Below are 18,857 nucleotides of genomic sequence, written 5' to 3' on the forward strand. Positions count from 1 at the left end.
GAGCCATGTCCCTCGTCGAAGAACATGATTTCGGCACCCCGGCGGTGAAATCCGCCGTGACGGTCAGCCTGACCATCGACGGCAGCGCGGTTTCCGTGCCGGCCGGCACCTCGATCATGCGCGCGGCGGCGGAAATGGGCACCAGCGTGCCCAAACTCTGCGCCACCGACAGCGTGAAGGCCTTCGGCTCGTGCCGGCTCTGCCTCGTCGAGATCGAGGGCCGCGCCGGCACGCCCGCCTCCTGCACGACCCCGGTCGCCGAGGGCATGGTGGTGCGCACCCAGACCGAGCGGCTGAAGCGCCTGCGCAAGGGCGTGATGGAGCTTTACATCTCGGACCATCCGCTCGACTGCCTGACCTGCGGCGCCAATGGCGATTGCGAATTGCAGGACATGGCCGGTGCCGTTGGCCTCCGCGAGGTCCGTTACGGTTACGAGGGCGAAAGCCACACCAAACTCGAGAAGGACCAGTCGAACCCCTATTTCGACTATGACCCGTCGAAATGCATCGTCTGCTCGCGCTGTGTCCGGGCCTGCGAGGAAACGCAAGGAACCTTCGCCCTGACCATCGAGGGCCGGGGCTTCGACAGCCGGGTCTCGCCCGGCGCCCATGAGGATTTCCTCTCGTCCGAATGCGTCTCCTGCGGCGCCTGCGTGCAGGCCTGCCCGACCGCGACCCTGATCGAGAAATCGGTCGTGGAGATCGGCCAGCCCGAACACTCGGTGGTGACGACCTGCGCCTATTGCGGCGTCGGCTGTTCCTTCAAGGCCGAGATGCGGGGCGACGAGTTGGTGCGCATGGTGCCGTGGAAGGACGGCAAGGCGAACCGCGGCCATTCCTGCGTGAAAGGCCGTTTCGCCTGGGGTTACGCCACCCACAAGGACCGCATCCTGAAGCCGATGATCCGCGCCAGGATCACCGATCCCTGGACAGAAGTGACCTGGGACGAGGCCTTCGCCCATGTCGCCGCCGAATTCCGCCGTATCCAGGGCCAGTATGGCAAGGATGCGATCGGCGGCATCACCTCGTCGCGCTGCACCAACGAGGAAACCTATCTCGTCCAGAAGCTGATCCGGGCGGGCTTCGGCAACAACAATGTCGATACCTGCGCGCGGGTCTGCCATTCCCCGACCGGCTATGGCCTGAAGACCGCTTTCGGCACCTCGGCCGGCACGCAGGATTTCGATTCGGTCGAGGAGACCGATGTCGTCATCGTCATCGGCGCCAATCCGACCGACGGCCATCCCGTATTCGCCTCGCGCCTGAAGAAGCGCCTGCGCCAGGGCGCGCGGCTGATCGTGATCGACCCGCGCCGCACCGACATGGTGAAGAGCCCGCATATTCAGGCCGACTATCACCTGCCGCTGCGCCCGGGCACCAATGTCGCCGTGGTCACCGCCCTTGCCCATGTCATCGTGACCGAGGGCCTCGTTAACGAGAAATTCGTCCGCGAATTCTGCGACTGGTCGGAATTCGAGGATTGGGCCGCCTTCGTCGCCGATCCGCGCCACGCGCCGGAAGCGGTCGAAAAGATCAGCGGCGTGCCCGCCGCCGCGATCCGGGGCGCCGCCCGCCTGTTCGCGACCGGCGGCAATGGCGCCATCTACTATGGCCTTGGCGTGACCGAGCACAGCCAGGGCACGACGACGGTGATGGCCATCGCCAATCTCGCCCTCGCCACCGGCAACCTCGGCCGGCCGGGCGTCGGCGTCAATCCCTTGCGCGGGCAGAACAATGTCCAGGGCTCCTGCGACATGGGCTCCTTCCCGCATGAATTCCCCGGTTATCGCCATGTCTCGGACGACGCCACGCGCGAGACTTTCGAGAAGCTGTGGGGCGTTCCTTTAAGCAACGAGCCGGGCCTGCGCATCCCCAACATGTTCGATGCCGCGCTCGACGGCTCGTTCAGGGGCCTCTATGTCCAGGGTGAGGATATCGTCCAGTCCGACCCCGATACCCATCACGTCACGTCGGGCCTGTCGGCCATGGAATGCGTCGTGGTGCACGACCTGTTCCTGAACGAGACGGCGAATTACGCCCATGTCTTCCTGCCCGGCTCGACCTTCCTCGAGAAGGACGGCACCTTCACCAACGCCGAGCGCCGCATCAACCGCGTGCGCAGGGTGATGGCGCCGAAGAACGGCCTCGCCGACTGGGAAGTGACGCAGAGACTGGCCCAAAGCCTCGGCCTCGCCATGAACTACACGCACCCGCGCGAGATCATGGCGGAGATCGCGGCGACCACGCCAAGCTTCGCGGGCGTCACTTACGAGCGGCTGGACGAGCTCGGCTCGGTGCAATGGCCGTGCAACGAGGCGGCGCCGACAGGCACGCCGATCATGCATATCGGTGGCTTCGCCCGGGGCAAGGGTAAATTCGTCATCACCGAATATGTCCCGACCGACGAGAAGACCGGGCCGCGCTTCCCCCTGCTGCTGACCACCGGCCGCATCTTGAGCCAATACAACGTCGGGGCGCAGACGCGGCGCACCGCCAATACCGCCTGGCACCCGGAAGATCTCCTCGAGATCCATCCCCACGACGCCGAGAACCGGGGCCTGAAGGATGGCGACTGGGTGCGGGTGCAGAGCCGCGCGGGCGAAACCACCCTGCGCGCCCATGTGACCGACCGGGTGGCGCCGGGTGTGGTCTACACCACCTTCCACCACCCGGAAACCCAGGCCAATGTCATCACCACCGATTATTCCGACTGGGCGACCAATTGCCCGGAATACAAGGTGACCGCCGTCCAGATCGCCCCGTCCAACGGGCCGAGCGAATGGCAGGAACACTACCGCGACCACGCGGCGCTGAGCCGCCGCATCAAGGCGGCGGAATGATGGCGAACCGCGCTCCCTCCCGTCGTCCCGGCGAAGGCCGGGGCCAAGCGACACGAAGGCGCCGAGGCCAAACGTCACGAGATTCCGGCCTTCGCCGGAATGACGATTGTGTGTATGGGGGACCGCGCCATGCAGGCTGAGAAACTGGTGCGCATGGCCAATCAGATCGCCACCTTCTTCAAGGTGCAGGGCAACGACGCGCCGACGGATATCGCCGATCATCTGGCGAAATTCTGGGACCCGCGCATGCGCCGCGCCATCCTTGCCCATGCCGCAGCAGGGGGCGAAGGGCTGGATCCGGTGGCGCTCGAGGCCGTGCGCCGGCTGACGCCGCCGGCCGCCTGAGGCCTTCAGCGGTCGGGCTTGCCCGCCATGCAGATCAGCGTCTGCTGGCCGAGGGCGACAAGGCTGCGCGAAGTCCCTTCGACGGCGAAGACTTCGAGCTGGCAGATGGTCAGGGTACGGCCGCTGCGGATCACGCGCCCCTCGGCCTCCAGTTGCTCCCCTCGCGCCGGGGCGACCAGATTGACCTTGAATTCGACTGTCAGGACCGAGGCATCCTCGGGGAACATGGTAAGGCCGGCATAGCCGCCGGCGGAGTCGGCGATGGCGGAGGTACCACCTGCGTGGAAGAAGCCGTGCTGCTGGGTCAGATGCTCGCCATAGGGCATGACGATGCGGACGAAGCCGGGCTCGACCCTGTCGACGCGGGCCCCTAGATGCTGCATCAGGCCCTGACGGGCGAAACTCTCCCGCACGCGGGCTTCGATATCGCTCGGCATACGCCTCTCTCCTTTTCGTTACCCGATCTTCCCTCACGAGCGCCCGTCTTGCGAGTGAGCTTTATGGCCGCGGCCCTGAGCAAAACTCAATTGCCCAGCGCACTCCGCCATCGTTCCATGGTGGTCCCGCCATGGAACGCATCATGCCCAAATCCCCCGTCCTTTCCCTCGCCGATCTGCCGCTCGACACGCTGCACGACAATGCCCGCTTCACCGCCCGCGCCGCGCCCTTCGCCGCGCCGCTGGGGGCGACCCGGCTGGGCGGCCGGCTGGTCGAGGTGCCGGCGGGCAAACGCGCCTGGCCGCTGCATTGCCATCACGCCAACGACGAAATCTTCGTCATCCTCGCCGGGCGGGGCACTTTGCGGCTCGGGGACGGGCGCTTCCGCGTCGCGGCCGGCGATGTCGCGGTCTGCCCGGCCGGCGGGGCGGAGAGCGCGCATCAGCTGATCAACGATGGCGACGAACCCTTGCGCTATCTCGCCATCAGCACGATGAACGCGCCCGATGTGATGGAATATCCGGACTCGGGCAAATTCACCGTCTTCGCCGGTGCTGCCCCCGGTGGCGACAAGGCGAAGCGCAGCTTCCACCACATCGGCCACGCGGCGGACGCCTGCGATTACTGGGAGGGCGAGGCATGAGCGGTGCCATCGAATTCTGGTTCGATTTTTCCTCGTCCTACGCCTATTTCGCGGCGAAGCGGATCGACGCGCTGGGCGCGCGGGTCGGCCGGCCCGTGCTGTGGCGGCCCTTCATGCTGGGCACCGCCTTTCGCGAGACCGGGGCGCGCGGCCTGTCCACCACCCCGCTGAAGAAGGATTATGCCCGCCACGACTGGGCCCGCCTTGCCCGGGCCGGCGGCTTCGATTTCCGCCTGCCCGAGGGCCATCCCCTGATCGCCCTCGCCGCCACCCGCGCCTTCTACGCGATCGACGAGGACAGCCCGGCCGAGGCCGCCCGCTTCGCCCGCGCGGTGTTCGAGCGTTATTACATTGAAGGGCTGGACACCACGTCAGCCCGGGCGATGGGCGATTTCGCCGCCGGCCTCGGCCTCGACGGCGACAGAATCGCCGCCGCCTGCGAAAGCGCGGCGATCAAGGACAAGGCCCGGGTCATGTCGGAATCGGCGGTGGCGCGCGGCGTCTTCGGTTCGCCCTGGTTCTTCGTCGACGACGAGCCCTTCTGGGGCCACGACCGCATGGCAATGATGGAAGACTGGATCAGGACGGGCGGCTGGTGACGCCGGCCTCGCCCAAGAGCCAGCGCCGGATGTTGGCAAGGCGGCGGTCCCGCGACAGCGCCTCCGTGTAGACGAGGTAATAGCCCCCGGCCACGGCCAGCGGCCGGTCCAGAACAGGCTCCAGCCGACCGGCCGCCACCTCCGCCGCCGCCATCTCGGCCCCGGCGAAGGCCAGCCCTGCGCCGTCGATGGCGGCGCGAAGGGCAAGGCCGGTCGATTCGACGATTGTGCAGGCGTAATCCCCGACATCCCCGGCCGCCTGCCGCCAGCGCGCGAAGTCCGCCTGCCGGTGCTGGGACAGAAAAAGGTGCCGCCTTCGGGCGGACACAAGGCCCGGCGTGGCGAAAAGGTCCAGCGTTTCGCCAAACAGGAAATCTGCGCGAAGCCCCGGCCATTCGCCCCCGCCGTGGCGGATCGCCGCGTCCGCTTCGCCCGCGGCCAGATCGGCCATGGCCTGGGTCGAGGAGATCAGCAGCTCGAAGCCCTGTTTCTCGAAAGGATAGCGGACGAGCCGGGGCGAGAGCCAGTGAACGGCGAAGGTCGGCAGCATGGAGAGGCGAAGCGGCCCGCGGCGCCGGTCGTGCTGCAAGCGGCCGACCGCCGATGCGATGCGGCCGAAGCCTTCCGCCAGTTCGGGCGCCAGCGCCGCCCCGGCCGGGGTCAGCGCCAGCCGGTTGCCGGCCCTCTGCAGCAGCTCGACGCCCAGCGCCTCCTCCAGCCCGCGCAACTGATGGCTGACGGCGGAAGGTGTCACCGCCAGTTCCGCCGCCGCGTCCCGGATCGACAGCAGGCGCGAGACCGCCTCGAAGGCGTGCAGCGCGTTGAGGGAGAGGGGAATGCGGCGGGTCACGGCAGGGTCCGGCAGCTGTGGGGCCACCATTCTAGCGGCCTTGCCCCGCTGACGGGGATCGGATAAAATGAAGGCGATCATTCACTTTCATTTTTCGCCATGACCAGACGCGAGGAAAATCGGGAGAACAGGCGCCGGGCCATTCTGGCGGCGGCCAAGGCGTGCTTTGCCGCCCATGGTTTCCAGGGCACCGGCATGGCGGAAATCGCCCTTGCCTCCGGCGTCACCCCGGCCAATCTCTACCGCTATTTCGCGGCCAAGGCCGAGATCGTCTGCGCCATCGTCGACGAGCAGCGGGAGGATGTCGCCGCCGCCATCGTCCGCGCCGAGGCGGAGGGCGACGCGATGCGCGCCCTGCACAGCCTGTTCCGCCATTTCCTGACCGAGGCCCGCGATATCGCCGCCAGCCGCCTGTGGCTGGAGGTGCTGGCCGAGGTCGCGCGCAATCCGCAGGTGAAGGCCGCCTTCGACCGGGACGACGGGCTGGTGAAACAGGGCATTCTCGCCCTGATCGAACGAGGCAAGGCGGAAGGCGTCATGGCCCCCGACCTCGACCCGTCGGCCACCGCCATCTGGCTGATCGCCCTCGTCGACGGCGCGGTGGGACGCATGGTGATCGAACCCGATTACGACATCGACCGGGCGACCGACAGTTTCCTCGACCTGATCGGTCGGGCGCTGGGGCCGAGGGGGTAACCATGGCCGACCGCAGCCGCTGGCTGATCCTCGCCTCCGTCGCCGCCGCCTTCATGCCGGTGACGATCGACACCACCGTGCTCTATCTCGCCCTGCCCAGCCTGACCCGCGACCTCGGTGCCAGCGGCACCCAGGTGCTGTGGATCATGGATATCTATCCGCTGATGATGGCCGGTCTCGTGCTGGTCACCGGGCCGCTGGGCGACCGGGTGGGCCAGCGCAACCTGCTGCTGGCGGGGCTCGGCCTGTTCGGCCTCGCCTCCCTCGCCGCCGCCTATTCGTGGACGCCGGCCCTCTTGATCGGGGCGCGCGTGCTGCTCGCTTTTGGCGGCTCGATGATCATCCCCTCCACCCTCGCCATCGTGCGGCGCAGCTTCACCGACACCAAGGAACGGGGCATCGCCATCGGCATCTGGGGCGCCTGCGCCTCGGCCGGGGCGGCCATCGGACCCGTGGCGGGCGGCGTCATCCTCAGTCATTTCCACTGGGGGGCGGTGTTTCTGTTCAACCTGCCGATCCTCGCCCTCGCCGCCCTCGTCATCGCCGGCCGCCTGCGCAACAGCCCCAACCGCGACGCGGCGCCGCTGCACCCGCTCGCCGCCGTCATCGGCATCGCGGGCGTGCTGCTGCTCGTCCACGGCATCAAGGACCTCGCCCGCGAGGGCGGCGTCGGCCTGGTCAGCCTCGCCGCGCTGGCCGCCGGCCTCGCGCTGCTCGGCGCATTCGCCCGGGGACAACTGCGTTCGGCCCTGCCGATGCTGGACCTGCGTCTGTTCCGGCGCCCCGGCTTCGCCGTCGGCGTGCTCGCCGCCATGGGGCCGATCATGCTGCTGACCGGTTTCGAGTTGACCATCGTGCAGCAATTGCAATTCGTCGACGATCTGTCGCCCTGGGACACCGGCCTGGCGATGACGCCCCTCGCCATCGCCGCCGCCGTCGCCGGGGCCGCGACCGGCTCCATCCTGCATCGGACGGGAATGAGGCTGCTCGCCCTCATGGGGCTGGCGCTGGCCGCCGGCGGCTATCTCCTCCTGATGCCGGCGGGCCTTGGCGGGTTGATCGGGGCCATGATCATGATCGGCGCCGGCCATGGTTTCCTGATGTCGCTCGCGACCGCGACCATCATGGGCGCCGCCCCCGCCGACAAGGCCGGCGCCGCCGCCGCCATCGAATCCGTGTCCTACGAACTCGGCACCGGCCTTGGCATCGCGCTCTTCGGCTCGCTGCTCGGCCTTGCCTATGGCCTCGGTCTCGACCATGGCGGGCCCGGCGGGGGCTCGATCGGCGCGACCTTCGCCGAGGCAGCGGAATTGGGCGGGGTGGCGGGCGAAGCCTTGCGCGCCGCCGGGCGGGAGGCCTTCACCGACGCCTTCCGCCTGCTGCTCGGCGTCCTCGCCGGGTTCGCCCTGCTGTTCGGTCTCGCGATCTATCGCCTGGGGCGGGAGAAAAAGCGTCTCGTCCCGGCGTGATGCCCCTTGGCATGGCGCCGCGCCGGGGCCACCTTCGGGGTGTGATGGAGTCGCCCGAGCAGCAATTGCGGATCGAGATCGCCCGCGGCGTCGCCGGGATCGCGGCGGCCGACTGGGATTCCTGCGCCGGGCCGGACAATCCCTTCGTCTCCCACGCCTTCTTCACCTGCGTGGAGGCCTCGGGCTGCGCCAGCGACCAGACCGGCTGGGCCCCCCATCATCTGGTTTTGCGAGACGGAGCGACGGTGGCGGGCATCCTGCCGCTTTACCTCAAGAACCATTCGCGCGGCGAATATGTCTTCGATCAGGGCTGGGCCCAGGCCCTGGAGCGGGCGGGCGGGCGCTATTACCCCAAGCTGCAATCCGCCGTGCCCTTCACCCCGGTGACCGGCCCCCGCTTCCTCGTCGCCCCCGCATTCGACCGGGCGGTGGTGGAACGCCTGCTGGCCCGCGCCGCCGTCGACATCGCGGAAGGCAACAATATCGCCACCCTGCACATCACCTTCCCGACCGAGGGTGAATGGCAGCGGCTGGGCGCGGAAGGTTTCCTGCAACGCACCGACCGGCAGTTTCACTGGGATAATCAGGGTTACGGCAGCTTCGACGATTTCCTGGCAGCGCTGGCCTCGCGCAAGCGCAAGCAGATCAGGAAGGAGCGACGCGAGGCCGTCGAAGGCAACGGCATCGAAATCCACGCCCTGACCGGCGATGCCCTTCGGCCCGAACATTGGGCCGCCTTCGAGCACTGTTACCTCGCGACCGGCGCGGTGAAATGGGGTACGCCCTATCTGAACAGCGATTTCTTCCGCCGCCTGCATGAAACGATGCGCGACCGCGTGCTGCTGGTCATGGCGCGGCGCGCGGGGCGCTGGATCGCCGGGGCGCTGAACCTGATCGGCACCGATACGCTCTATGGCCGGAACTGGGGCTGTATCGAGGATCACCCCTGCCTGCATTTCGAGGTCTGCTATTACCAGGCCATCGACTTCGCCATCGCGCGCGGCCTTACCCGGGTCGAGGCGGGGGCGCAGGGCGAGCACAAGCTGGCGCGCGGCTATGTCCCGCGCGAGACCTATTCATTGCACTGGATCGGCGATCCCGGCTTTCGCCGCGCCGTCGACGATTACCTGCGGCGCGAGCGCGAGGCGGTCGCCGCCGAGGCGGACGAACTCGCCGATCATGCGCCCTATCGCCACGAGGAAGGTCGCTGAGATTGATCGCCGGTGCGCGCCCCGATAGGCTGGCGCCCCGACATCGAGGAGAAGCCGAGAATGGCCAGCGGCCCCCTGCCCGTCCGCAACCCGGACTGTATCTTCTGCAAGATCATCGACGGCGTCCTGCCCTGTCACAAGGTTTACGAGGACGACGAAACCCTGGCCTTCATGGACATTTTTCCGCTCAGCCCCGGCCATACGCTGGTGATCCCCAAGGAACATCACCCGGACCTCTACGCCATGCCCGACCATCTAACGGCGGCGGTGATGCGGACGACGCGGCGAGTCGCCCTCGCCATGGCACAGGCCATCGGCCCGGACGGCATGAATCTGTTCCAGGCCAACGGCCCGGCGGCCGGCCAGACCGTCTATCATTTCCACATGCATATCCTGCCCCGCCGCCTCGGTGACGGCGTCATTTCGACCGAGCACGGCCAGCGCCCGGGCGACCACGCCATCATCGCCGGCCAGGCCGAGAAGATTCGCGGCGCTCTCGCCGAGATGTGAGGCGCGGGGTGCTGCGCCGCTTCGCGATCCGCAACTATCGCTCGCTGCGCGAGGTCGCCCTCGAGCCCGGTGACCTGACCGTGATCACCGGGGCCAATGGCGCGGGCAAGTCCAACCTTTACCGCGCCCTTGGTCTTGTGCTCGCCGCGGCGCGCGGGCGCCTCGCCGCCACCATCGTCGCCGATGGCGGCATGCCTTCGGTGCTCTGGGCCGGGGACTGGCTGAAGGACGAGCGCCGCCGGATCGAGGTCGAGGTCGAGGCGCTGGACTGGCGCTTCGATCTCGTCTGCGGCCTGCCGCCCCCGCCCGAGGGGGCTTTCGCCCTCGACCCCTATGTGAAAGCGGAACGGCTGACCGCCCCGGACGGCACGAAGCTGCTGGAGCGCCAGGGGCCGAGCGCCTGGATGCAGGCCCGGGGCGCGCGCGGGCGCACCACCTATCCGGCCGCGCTGGAGCCGCAGGAAGCGGCGCTGTCACAGCTGCGCGAGCCGCATCTCTATCCTGATGTCGCGATGGCGCAGGCGCAACTGCGGCGCTGGCGCTTCTATCACCATTTCAGCACCGACGCCGATTCGCCGATCCGCAGCCCGCAGGTCGGCACCCGGACCCCGGTCCTCGCCGCCGACGGCCGGGATCTCGCGGCCGCCTTCCAGACCATCCTCGAGGTGGGCGATACGCGCGGATTGGCCGATGCCATCGACCGCGCCTTTCCCGGCGCGCAATTGCACATCGACAGGCGCGACGGCCAGTTCGCCACCTTCCTGCACCAGCGCGGCTTCAAGCGCGCCTTCGCGGCGCGGGAGCTGTCGGACGGCACGCTGCGCTATCTCTGCCTCGTCGCCGCGCTGCTCTCGCCGCGGCCGAGCCCGCTGCTCATCCTGAACGAACCGGACCAGAGCCTGCACCCCGACCTGTCCTATCCGCTGTCCGAGTCGATCCTGAACGCGGCCGAGCGCAGCCAGGTGATCGTGATCACCCACAGCCCCCTGCTCGCCCGCCTGCTGACCTCGGCCGGCGCGACCGCCTATGACCTGCGCCTCGAAGCGGGCGCGACAGTGGCCGAGGCGGTCGCCTGATCAGAAACCGATGGCGGCCATCAGCGCCTTGGGCAGGTCGGCGGCGGGGAGTTTCACGAAGTCCTTGTCGATGGCGGCGTTCAGTTTGGCGCGGGCGCTGGCGCCCAGCACCGTGCGGATGTCGCCAAGGAAGCGCGGCGGCGCGGCGATGATCAGGCGGTCGTATTTGCCGCCGCGGGCGGCGTGGTCCAGGCGCTGCGCGAGATCTTCAGCGAAGGCGCGCTCCTCGGCGCGGATGGGGTCTTCGCCCGGCTCGATGGCCGAGCGGGTGCCGTCGGCGCTGCTGTAGCTGCGGCCGGGGCGGTCGGTATCGACGTCATGGGCGAAACGGTGAGCGAGTGCGGGTTCGATCACGCCGCCCTCGACGCCATGCAGGTCCGAGAACGGTCGCGTGCCCTCGAGAAGTCGCGCGTTATGTCCGTCGGCGAGCAGGACCCAATAGGACGGAAGATGCGGCATTCGGGGGCACTCCAGGGGAATCTGTCAGAGTGCAGTATGTCGCAGCCCGGCCGCCGCACATTTGATCCAGATCAAGGCGCCCCGGAATGCCGCCAAACGACACCCCGGGGCCGGTGAATTACCCGCTCAGTGCACCAATTCGGGCGTGCGCTCGCCGCCCTCGCTGTCCTCGTCCTCGGCGGTGGGGGGCCGTTTCGACGCCTCGATCTCGAAGGTCAGAGCGCCGGCCTTGAAGTCGACATGGACCGTGCCGCCGCGGGCGAGCTTGCCGAACAGAAGATCGTCCGCCAGCGGCTTCTTGATCTTCTCGGCGATGACCCGCGCCAGCGGCCGGGCGCCGAAGGCGGCATCGAAGCCGGTTTCGGCCAGATGGCTGCGCGCCGCCTGCGACACCGTGATGTCCACCCCGCGGTCGGAGAGCTGGAATTCCAGCTCGGCGATGAACTTGTCGACCACCTTGGCAATGATGTCCGGCGTCAGGCCGCCGAAGGGCACCACCGCGTCCAGCCGGTTGCGGAATTCCGGCGTGAACAGGCGTTTGATCGCGTCCTCGTCGGCACCGACATTGGTCTCGCGGCCGAAACCGATGGCGGGCTTCGCCGCCTCGGCGGCACCGGCGTTGGTCGTCATGATCAGGACGACGTTGCGGAAGTCGATCTTCTTGCCGTTATGGTCGGTCAGCTTGCCGTGGTCCATCACCTGCAACAGGATGTTGAACAGGTCCGGATGGGCCTTCTCGATCTCGTCGAGCAGCAGCACGCAATGCGGATGCTGGTCGATGGCATCGGTCAGCAGGCCGCCCTGGTCGAAGCCGACATAGCCCGGGGGCGCGCCAATAAGGCGCGAGACCGTGTGCCGCTCCATATATTCAGACATGTCGAAGCGGATGATCTCGACCCCGAGGATCTTGGCCAGCTGGCGCGCGACTTCGGTCTTGCCGACGCCGGTCGGACCCGAGAAGAGATAGGAGCCGATCGGCTTCTCCCCCTCGCGAAGACCGGCGCGGGCCAGCTTGATGGCCGAAGACAGGGCGCCAATGGCGGCGTCCTGGCCATAGACGACCCGGCGCAGTTCGGTTTCGAGATTGGCCAGCAGGGCCTTGTCGTCCTTCGAGACCGACTTCGGCGGGATGCGGGCGATCTTGGCGACGACCGCCTCGATCTCCTTCACGCCGATGGTCTTGCGGCGCCTGGCCGGCGGCAGCAGCATCTGCGCCGCGCCCGATTCGTCGATCACGTCGATCGCCTTGTCGGGCAGCTTGCGGTCGTTGATGTATTTCGCCGCCAGTTCCACCGCCGCCTTGATCGCGTCGTTGGTGTAACGGATCTGGTGGTGTTCCTCGAAATAGGGCTTCAGCCCTTTCAGGATCTTGATCGCGTCGGGCACCGAAGGTTCGTTCACGTCGATCTTCTGGAAGCGGCGGAGCAGCGCCCGATCCTTCTCGAAATAGGAGCGGAACTCCTTGTAGGTGGTCGAGCCGATGCAGCGCAGCGAGCCTTGCGCCAGCGCCGGCTTCAACAGGTTGGAGGCATCCATCGAGCCGCCGGAGGTGGCGCCGGCGCCGATCACCGTGTGAATTTCGTCGATGAAGAGGATGGCGCCCGGCGACTGTTCGATCTCGGCGATCACCGCCTTCAGCCGCTCTTCGAAATCGCCGCGGTAACGGGTGCCGGCCAGCAGCGTGCCCATGTCGAGCGAATAGATGACGGCGTTCAGCAGAACCTCCGGCACCTCGCCCTGCACGATCTTCAGCGCGAGCCCCTCGGCGATCGCCGTCTTGCCGACACCGGGATCGCCGACCAGCAGCGGATTGTTCTTCTGCCGCCGGCACAGGATCTGCACCGTGCGCTCGATCTCGGCCTCGCGGCCGATGACGGGGTCGATCTTGCCGTCCATCGCCTTGCGGTTCAGGTTGACCGCATAGGTGGCGAGAGCCTCGCCCTTGCGCGGGGCATTGGCCTCGCCCGGGCGCTTGGCGCCGGGCTCCCCGCCCTGGCCTTCCTCGTCGGCGCCGCGCACCGCCCGCGGCTCGGAGGCGCCGGGGCGCTTGGCGACGCCGTGGCTGATGTAACTGACCGCGTCCAGCCGGGTCATGTCCTGTTCCTGCAGGAAATAGGCGGCATGGGACTCGCGCTCGCCGAAGATGGCGACGAGGACATTGGCCCCCGTGACCTGGTCCCGGCCCGAGGACTGGACATGGATCACCGCGCGCTGAATGACGCGCTGGAAGCCGGTGGTCGGCTTCGCGTCCTCGTCGTGCTCGACGACGAGACCTTCGAGTTCGGTGTCGATATAGGTTACGAGCTGCCGGCGAAGCACGTCGAGATCGACGTTGCACGCCCGCATGACCGCGGCGGCGTCGCCATCGTCGATCAGGGCAAGGAGGAGATGTTCGAGGGTCGCGAATTCATGGCTTCGCTCGTTGGCGAGCGCCAGGGCCCTGTGAAGGGACTTCTCGAGGCTGCGCGAAAAGGACGGCAAGGCACACCTCCGACTTTGCGCCAACCGCCGGACGGGCGGTCACACTCGCCTTGGCTTCGACGGAAGCCGCGGCAGACACGCAAGGCTGGCGAAAGGCCCTGTGTGCCTATTCCTTTTCCATGGTGCATTGAAGCGGATGCTGGTGTCGACGGGCGAAATCAACCACCTGGGTCACTTTTGTCTCGGCGACCTCATAGGTGAAGACTCCGCACACGCCGATCCCCTTCTGATGCACGTGGAGCATGATCTGCGTCGCCTCCTCCCGGTTCTTGTGGAAGAACCGCTCGAGGATGAGGACGACGAATTCCATCGGGGTGTAGTCGTCATTGAGCAGCAGCACGCGATACATCGACGGACGCGCCGTCTTCGGCCGCGTCGCGGTCAGGAGGCCGGTCTGATTCTGGTCGTCGCCGGCGGGGCCTGCGGTTGTGATCATCGGCGTCTTCGGAAGCGTCTTCTGGTCGGACATGCTGCTTGCAAACTGGAATATGATAAGGACATGGGGGCCGCACCGCAATTGTCCAGTCCCCGCGAAATGGGAACGAGAACGGCACGCCCATCATGGATTCTGCCCGGATCGGGACTGAAAACAAGACGGCGAGCGCCGGCGTTATCGCCTGGGCTGCCTCCCGCTGGGCACATGAGCGCAAAACGCACGAACCGGCGGGGTTGCCCCCGCCGGTTCGATGGATGCCCTGTCGGCATCGGGACTATAGCGCCGGCCATGGTAAGCAGGCCGGCGCCTTGCCAGGCTCAGGTCAGGCGACCGGCTGGGCAAACTTCTTGAAGACGGTGCCGAGCTGGCGGGACACCGGCTCGACCGCTTCCTGCGTGAACTGCACGGTCATCTCGCCGATCTTGTTGGTGAAGGCGAGGAAATTGTCGAAAGCGGCCTTGGTGTAGTCGTTCTGGATGTCGACGACTTCACGCAGGCTCTTCGCGCCGACGACCGACTTGGAGACGGCCACCAGATCCTCGACCGCCTTCTTGGTGTAGGCGGCGGTTTCGGCGGACACGCCCTCGAAGCCCTTCACGGTGATGTTGAAGGACGAGACGAACGCCTCGTAGGTTTCCTTCGACGAAGCGCCGGCGTCTTCGAACGCCTTCAGGGCCTGGTCGATCTTGCCCTTCACCTGCTCGGTGGTGGCCTTGATGGTTTCGGTAGCGGTATCGGTCACTTCAGTGGTCTCCGGTTTGGCGGTCTTCGGTTTCGCGGCCATGGTGATCCCTCGTTCGCAAAAGCTTCGTGGGTCAGGTCGGCTGTTCGCGCCGGCCCGCCGTCGCGGCAAGGTCAGTCGCCGCGGATCGTCATCAGCGATGCAGGGGCTGTTGACCGAAGCGCGATCGGGCTGTGATCGCCAGGGGCCGGGTCCGTGCTGCAACGCGGTAAGGGCAGGTTCCTCCCATCTCCCCTTCGAGTCAAGGGTTTTGTTGCAATGCAGCAAAAACCCTCGACCAAAGACGTAACCGGGGGTCAGTCCCAGCGCGCGACGTCGAGACCGTTTTCGTCGACCTGCACGGTAAAGGGACGCGGTTCGTCGTCGAAACGGCCGGTCAGCGGCGGCAGGTCCAGCGGCCTCGGCATGTTGACGGCGACCCCGGTCCGGTCGGCCGCGAACAGCTCCTGCGGGAAGCTCAGGGCCTCGAAGCGGCCGTCGCCCGCCTGGAAGGCATTGAAATGGAAACGCCCGGCGGTGCAGCTGGCGACCACCCAATAGAAAGTGTCGGAGCGCAGGAAGCGGCCCCTGGGCGCCGCCCCGGCGACATCCGACTGCGCGAGGGCCGCGGCCAGCCGGGCGAGACGCGGCCGGTCGATGCCGACCTGGGCCTTTTTCGCCTGCATGTCCGGGCCGGCCGGAGTCGCCGCCAGCAGGGTACCGGGCCCCCAGACCCATTGGTCGATGCTGGCGCCATAGGGGGCCGGGCGCAATTCATAGGCGCGGACCTGTTCGGTCCAGCGCGCGTTATAGACGAAGCGGGTGACATCCGGTCCTCCCGCCTCGCAGGCCGCCTTGATGTCGTCGCCCGAGAGATAGCGGAACCAGCCCGGCACCCGGCCCAGGCTGAAATCGGCCGCGCCATGCGGCATACAGCCCGCGAGCACAGCGGCGATGCCCGCCACCGCCAGCAGCCGCCAATTCCGATACGACGCACCCATGGGACCTGACCTCCAACCGTTGCTGGCGAGAATGCCCGGCCGCCTGCGCAACGCCAAGTGACGAGAAGACGCGCCAATCGCGGCGATTTGGCGGCAGAAGCTGACTTCCGGACTCAAAGGCTGCCCGCAAGCATCAGATTCCATGGACAAACTCGGTCGCCGCCCCTATCGTTGAAACTTGGGCTGTGTTCACAAGGGCAGGGGCGAGCCACATGCTGGGTACGCTTTCGATGGGCCGGGCGTCTTGCGCCGTCGGCATCGCGACCGGATCTTCGTTCCGGGCGGCAGACAGACGCCGACAGACGCTGCCTGTCCTGTCCGCGGCGATCCTGGTGCTGGCCATGGTCTTCGCCGCCCTGATCGCACCGCGACTCGCCTTCGCCGGCCCCGCCTATTCCGTGGTCATCCTCGATGCGGACACGGGTCGCGTCATCCTGTCCGACAGTCCTTCGGCCCAGCGTCACCCGGCGTCGCTGACCAAGATGATGACGCTCTACATGACCTTCGACGCGCTGAAGGCGGGCACGCTCACCCTCGACCAGCGTCTGACCGTCTCGGCCAACGCGGCCTCGCGCCCGGCGACCAAGCTCGGCCTCCGCCCCGGCCAGACGATCGCGGTCAAGGACGCGATCATGTCGCTGATCACCCTTTCGGCCAACGACATGTCCGTGGTGCTCGCCGAAGCCATCGGCGGCACCGAGGATGTCTTCGCCAGTCGCATGACCGCGCGCGCCCATGAATTGGGCATGAGCAGCACCTTCTTCCACAACGCCAACGGCCTGCCGGACGATGCCCAGGTCACCTCGGCCTATGACATGGCGAAGCTGGGTCTCGCGCTGATGCGCGATCATCCGACCTATTACCCGATGTTCTCGGTCCAGAAGTGGCGTTACGGCGGCAAGGTGATCACCAATCACAATCGTATGCTCGGCCGCTACGAAGGCACCAACGGCATCAAGACCGGCTATATCCGGGCCTCCGGCTTCAATCTCGTCGTTTCGGTGAAGCGGGGCGGCGTGCATCTGGTCGGCGCCATCTTCGGCGGCTCCTCGGCCAAGGCGCGTGACGATCACATGATCGAGTTGCTCGACGCCGCCTTTGTTCGCCTGCAGACGAAGCCCGAACTGGTGGCCGCGGCGGAAGTCGTGCGGCCCAACGCCGTTTCCGCCCCGACCCGCGCCTTTGCCGCCGCGCCGGCACCGGCGCCGGCCGATGTCGCCCTCGCCGCCGCCGCGCTCGACGCCAAGATCGCCGACGCCAACCCCGCCGACGACGGCGAGGAAGCCGCCGCCGAAGCCGCCTATGCGACGCCGCCGGTGGTCGCCAAGCCGGCGCCGGCCCGTCCGGCCGCCGTTGCCGCCGCCCCGCCCGCCATCGTTCCCGCGCGGCCGGCGGCCCCCACGACCGTCGCCGCCCTCGCGCCGGCGGGCACCCTCGGTGCCCAGGCCGACCGGGCGCGGGAACGCGCCACCTCGGGCGAGACCTGGGGGGTGCAGATCGGCGCCTTCCGCCGTCAGGATGCCGCGGTCGATCATCTGAACGATGCCATGCGCGTCGCCGCCTCGTCGTTGCGCGGCGCCCAGATGGCGGTGCATCAGGGCACCGACGACAAGGGCACGATCTATCGCGCCCGCTTCGTCGGCCTGTCCGAGAACGGTGCCCGCGATGCCTGCATGGCCCTGCGCAAGAAATCGCTGTCCTGCATCGCGCTGAAGGTTCCGTCGACCGTCACCGCCTCGGCTGGCGCCGCGAACTGAGCGGTCCGCGGTCTCGGCTGGCCGCCATGCGCGGCCGCCGCTGGCGTGGCGCGGCGACAGCGGCCATCATCGGGCCATGACGACGACAACCCCTCCCTTCAATGACCCGACGACGGGCGAGCGTGGCGGCATCCGCCGCGCCCCCCGCCCGCGTGACGCCGCGACCCTGATCCTGCACCGTGCCGGCAACGACGGCCGGCCCGAAGTGCTGATGGGCCGCCGTCACGAGGGGCATCGTTTCATGCCCGGCCAATGGGTGTTTCCCGGCGGCCGGCTCGACCGTGGCGACCTGCGGATGCCGGCCCTGCCCCTCCGCCCCGACGTCGTCGCCGCCTTGTGCCGGTCGGCGCCGCCCGGTCGCGCCCATGGCCTTGCCGTCGCCGCCATCCGCGAAACATTCGAGGAAACCGGCCTGATGATCGGCGTGCCCGATCCCCGCGCCTCCAGACTCGATGCCGGGCCGCTGGCCGCCTTCGCCGCCGCCGGTCTCGTGCCCGCGCTCGATGCCCTCGATTATGTCGCGCGGGCGATCACGCCGCCCTATCGCCCGATGCGTTTCCACGCCCGCTTCTTCCTTGCCCCGGCCGAGGTGGCGCGGGGCGAGGCCCGTCCCTCGCCCGAATTGACCGAGGTGGCCTGGGTGCCGCTGGCGGAAGCGCGCGCCCTCGACCTGCCGCGCATCACCGGCGTCGTGCTCGAGGTCATCGAAAAGCGGCTCGCGGGCGAGGACCGCCGCATCCCGGCCTTTTCCCACCGCCACGGCCGCGCCCTCGTCGATTATGACGAGTGAACGCCAGCGCCCGGTCCGCCCCAAGCCGGCGGCCAGCCTTGTCCTGATCGACGGGGCCGAGCGGGTCTTGATGGGCCGGCGCCCGCCGCGCAGCCGCTTCGCGCCCGATGCCTGGGTCTTCCCCGGTGGCCGGGTCGACCGCGCGGACCCCGGTCAGGGCGAGGCCCGCTTCCGCGCCGCGGCGGTAAGGGAGACGCAGGAAGAAACCGGCCTTGCCGTCGACCACGCCCTGCTGCGCCCGCTCGGCCGCGCGATCACGCCCAGCGAAAGCCCGATCCGCTTCGATGCCCGATTCTATCTGGCGCGCGCGCCCGAGTCCCTGAGCGCGGCGCCCCTGGTCACCAACGGCGAATTCACCGACCTCGCCTGGCTGGCGCTGGACGAGGCGCTGCGTCTGCCGCTGATGGACGTGACCGAGGTCATGCTGACGGAAGCCGCGGCCCGCCTGTGGTCCGGCGGTGGCGGCTGCCTTGTGCTGACCTATCGGCAAGGCGCCGTGCGCCTGCGGCGCACCCCGGCACCGTGATTTCCCGCG

Annotated in this window: 19 protein-coding genes; 12 read left to right on the top strand and 7 right to left on the bottom strand. The window is 68.1% G+C overall.

Annotated elements, in window-relative coordinates:
• Positions 1-5: 5 nt before the first annotated feature.
• Positions 6-2,840, top strand: a complete 2,835-nt coding sequence (gene fdhF / locus DKG74_RS03810) for a formate dehydrogenase subunit alpha (RefSeq protein WP_109902820.1) — start codon at positions 6-8, stop codon at positions 2,838-2,840.
• 129 nt (positions 2,841-2,969) lie between these two features.
• Positions 2,970-3,185 carry a formate dehydrogenase subunit delta gene (locus tag DKG74_RS03815; RefSeq protein WP_109903751.1) on the top strand — a complete coding sequence of 72 codons (216 nt, stop codon included), beginning with the start codon at positions 2,970-2,972 and terminating at the stop codon, positions 3,183-3,185.
• A gap of 5 nt (positions 3,186-3,190) precedes the next feature.
• Here the strand turns inward: DKG74_RS03815 and DKG74_RS03820 are convergent, their stop codons facing one another.
• Positions 3,191-3,622: a PaaI family thioesterase gene (locus tag DKG74_RS03820; protein ID WP_109902822.1), complete on the bottom strand. Its 432-nt coding sequence runs from the start codon at positions 3,620-3,622 to the stop codon at positions 3,191-3,193.
• Positions 3,623-3,765: 143 nt separating this feature from the next.
• Here DKG74_RS03820 and DKG74_RS03825 point away from each other — a divergent pair, with 143 nt between their 5' ends.
• Complete coding sequence (locus DKG74_RS03825) at positions 3,766-4,266, top strand: cupin domain-containing protein (protein WP_109903753.1); 501 nt, start codon at positions 3,766-3,768, stop codon at positions 4,264-4,266.
• The gene (locus tag DKG74_RS03830; protein ID WP_109902824.1) at positions 4,263-4,865 is read left to right on the top strand and encodes a 2-hydroxychromene-2-carboxylate isomerase; all 603 of its coding nucleotides are present in this window, start codon (positions 4,263-4,265) and stop codon (positions 4,863-4,865) included. Before DKG74_RS03825 ends, DKG74_RS03830 begins: the two co-directional genes overlap by 4 nt.
• On the opposite strand, the gene DKG74_RS03835 is transcribed toward DKG74_RS03830, so the two are convergent.
• Positions 4,846-5,745: a LysR family transcriptional regulator gene (locus DKG74_RS03835; RefSeq protein ID WP_109902826.1), complete on the bottom strand. Its 900-nt coding sequence runs from the start codon at positions 5,743-5,745 to the stop codon at positions 4,846-4,848. The two genes, DKG74_RS03830 and DKG74_RS03835, sit on opposite strands and share 20 nt — an antisense overlap.
• Positions 5,746-5,814: 69 nt before the next feature.
• On the opposite strand from DKG74_RS03835, the gene DKG74_RS03840 reads away from it, so the two are divergent.
• From DKG74_RS03840 to DKG74_RS03860, 5 genes are read left to right on the top strand one after another with little or no spacing between them, the layout of a single operon-like run.
• Complete coding sequence (locus DKG74_RS03840) at positions 5,815-6,411, top strand: TetR/AcrR family transcriptional regulator (protein WP_109902828.1); 597 nt, start codon at positions 5,815-5,817, stop codon at positions 6,409-6,411.
• A gap of 2 nt (positions 6,412-6,413) precedes the next feature.
• Positions 6,414-7,880 carry an MFS transporter gene (locus DKG74_RS03845; protein ID WP_109902830.1) on the top strand — a complete coding sequence of 489 codons (1,467 nt, stop codon included), beginning with the start codon at positions 6,414-6,416 and terminating at the stop codon, positions 7,878-7,880.
• 44 nt (positions 7,881-7,924) lie between these two features.
• Entirely contained in the window at positions 7,925-9,091 is a 1,167-nt protein-coding gene (locus tag DKG74_RS03850) for a GNAT family N-acetyltransferase (protein ID WP_109902832.1), read from the top strand.
• 60 nt (positions 9,092-9,151) lie between these two features.
• A complete protein-coding gene (locus tag DKG74_RS03855; protein WP_109902834.1) occupies positions 9,152-9,601 on the top strand; it encodes an HIT family protein in 450 nt (149 codons plus the stop codon).
• Between the two features lie 8 nt (positions 9,602-9,609).
• Entirely contained in the window at positions 9,610-10,677 is a 1,068-nt protein-coding gene (locus DKG74_RS03860) for an AAA family ATPase (RefSeq protein WP_165837514.1), read from the top strand.
• On the opposite strand, the gene DKG74_RS03865 is transcribed toward DKG74_RS03860, so the two are convergent.
• The 5 genes from DKG74_RS03865 to DKG74_RS21635 all read right to left on the bottom strand — a co-directional run bounded on the left by DKG74_RS03865 (position 10,678) and on the right by DKG74_RS21635 (position 15,775).
• On the bottom strand, positions 10,678-11,136 hold the full coding sequence (locus DKG74_RS03865) for a host attachment protein (RefSeq protein WP_109902838.1): 459 nt from the start codon (positions 11,134-11,136) through the stop codon (positions 10,678-10,680). It abuts the gene before it with no gap.
• Between the two features lie 126 nt (positions 11,137-11,262).
• Positions 11,263-13,617, bottom strand: a complete 2,355-nt coding sequence (clpA, locus tag DKG74_RS03870; RefSeq protein WP_109902840.1) for an ATP-dependent Clp protease ATP-binding subunit ClpA — start codon at positions 13,615-13,617, stop codon at positions 11,263-11,265.
• 106 nt (positions 13,618-13,723) lie between these two features.
• Entirely contained in the window at positions 13,724-14,053 is a 330-nt protein-coding gene (gene clpS / locus DKG74_RS03875) for an ATP-dependent Clp protease adapter ClpS (protein ID WP_109903755.1), read from the bottom strand.
• Positions 14,054-14,375: 322 nt separating this feature from the next.
• Complete coding sequence (locus DKG74_RS21630; RefSeq protein ID WP_165837515.1) at positions 14,376-14,837, bottom strand: phasin family protein; 462 nt, start codon at positions 14,835-14,837, stop codon at positions 14,376-14,378.
• Positions 14,838-15,091: 254 nt separating this feature from the next.
• Positions 15,092-15,775: a hypothetical protein gene (locus tag DKG74_RS21635; protein WP_165837516.1), complete on the bottom strand. Its 684-nt coding sequence runs from the start codon at positions 15,773-15,775 to the stop codon at positions 15,092-15,094.
• 212 nt (positions 15,776-15,987) lie between these two features.
• On the opposite strand from DKG74_RS21635, the gene DKG74_RS03885 reads away from it, so the two are divergent.
• The 3 genes from DKG74_RS03885 to DKG74_RS03895 all read left to right on the top strand — a co-directional run bounded on the left by DKG74_RS03885 (position 15,988) and on the right by DKG74_RS03895 (position 18,848).
• Positions 15,988-17,532 carry a D-alanyl-D-alanine carboxypeptidase family protein gene (locus DKG74_RS03885; protein ID WP_109902844.1) on the top strand — a complete coding sequence of 515 codons (1,545 nt, stop codon included), beginning with the start codon at positions 15,988-15,990 and terminating at the stop codon, positions 17,530-17,532.
• Positions 17,533-17,608: 76 nt separating this feature from the next.
• Entirely contained in the window at positions 17,609-18,322 is a 714-nt protein-coding gene (locus tag DKG74_RS03890; protein WP_109902846.1) for an NUDIX hydrolase, read from the top strand.
• Entirely contained in the window at positions 18,312-18,848 is a 537-nt protein-coding gene (locus DKG74_RS03895) for an NUDIX hydrolase (RefSeq protein ID WP_109902848.1), read from the top strand. Before DKG74_RS03890 ends, DKG74_RS03895 begins: the two co-directional genes overlap by 11 nt.
• The last annotated feature ends 9 nt before the right edge of the window (positions 18,849-18,857 follow it).

The sequence above is a fragment of the Zavarzinia aquatilis genome (genome assembly GCF_003173035.1).
Classification (GTDB): Bacteria; Pseudomonadota; Alphaproteobacteria; order Zavarziniales; family Zavarziniaceae; genus Zavarzinia; species Zavarzinia aquatilis.

Bases quoted from the DNA above. Each gene is read 5' to 3' on its own strand.
- fdhF (WP_109902820.1), top strand. From the start codon at position 6: ATGTCCCTCGTCGAAGAACATGATTTCGGCACCCCGGCGGTGAAATCC.
- DKG74_RS03815 (WP_109903751.1), top strand. From the start codon at position 2,970: ATGCAGGCTGAGAAACTGGTGCGCATGGCCAATCAGATCGCCACCTTC.
- DKG74_RS03820 (WP_109902822.1), bottom strand. From the start codon at position 3,622: ATGCCGAGCGATATCGAAGCCCGCGTGCGGGAGAGTTTCGCCCGTCAG.
- DKG74_RS03825 (WP_109903753.1), top strand. From the start codon at position 3,766: ATGCCCAAATCCCCCGTCCTTTCCCTCGCCGATCTGCCGCTCGACACG.
- DKG74_RS03830 (WP_109902824.1), top strand. From the start codon at position 4,263: ATGAGCGGTGCCATCGAATTCTGGTTCGATTTTTCCTCGTCCTACGCC.
- DKG74_RS03835 (WP_109902826.1), bottom strand. From the start codon at position 5,745: ATGGTGGCCCCACAGCTGCCGGACCCTGCCGTGACCCGCCGCATTCCC.
- DKG74_RS03840 (WP_109902828.1), top strand. From the start codon at position 5,815: ATGACCAGACGCGAGGAAAATCGGGAGAACAGGCGCCGGGCCATTCTG.
- DKG74_RS03845 (WP_109902830.1), top strand. From the start codon at position 6,414: ATGGCCGACCGCAGCCGCTGGCTGATCCTCGCCTCCGTCGCCGCCGCC.
- DKG74_RS03850 (WP_109902832.1), top strand. From the start codon at position 7,925: ATGGAGTCGCCCGAGCAGCAATTGCGGATCGAGATCGCCCGCGGCGTC.
- DKG74_RS03855 (WP_109902834.1), top strand. From the start codon at position 9,152: ATGGCCAGCGGCCCCCTGCCCGTCCGCAACCCGGACTGTATCTTCTGC.
- DKG74_RS03865 (WP_109902838.1), bottom strand. From the start codon at position 11,136: ATGCCGCATCTTCCGTCCTATTGGGTCCTGCTCGCCGACGGACATAAC.
- clpS (WP_109903755.1), bottom strand. From the start codon at position 14,053: ATGATCACAACCGCAGGCCCCGCCGGCGACGACCAGAATCAGACCGGC.
- DKG74_RS21630 (WP_165837515.1), bottom strand. From the start codon at position 14,837: ATGGCCGCGAAACCGAAGACCGCCAAACCGGAGACCACTGAAGTGACC.
- DKG74_RS21635 (WP_165837516.1), bottom strand. From the start codon at position 15,775: ATGGGTGCGTCGTATCGGAATTGGCGGCTGCTGGCGGTGGCGGGCATC.
- DKG74_RS03885 (WP_109902844.1), top strand. From the start codon at position 15,988: ATGCTGGGTACGCTTTCGATGGGCCGGGCGTCTTGCGCCGTCGGCATC.
- DKG74_RS03890 (WP_109902846.1), top strand. From the start codon at position 17,609: ATGACGACGACAACCCCTCCCTTCAATGACCCGACGACGGGCGAGCGT.
- DKG74_RS03895 (WP_109902848.1), top strand. From the start codon at position 18,312: ATGACGAGTGAACGCCAGCGCCCGGTCCGCCCCAAGCCGGCGGCCAGC.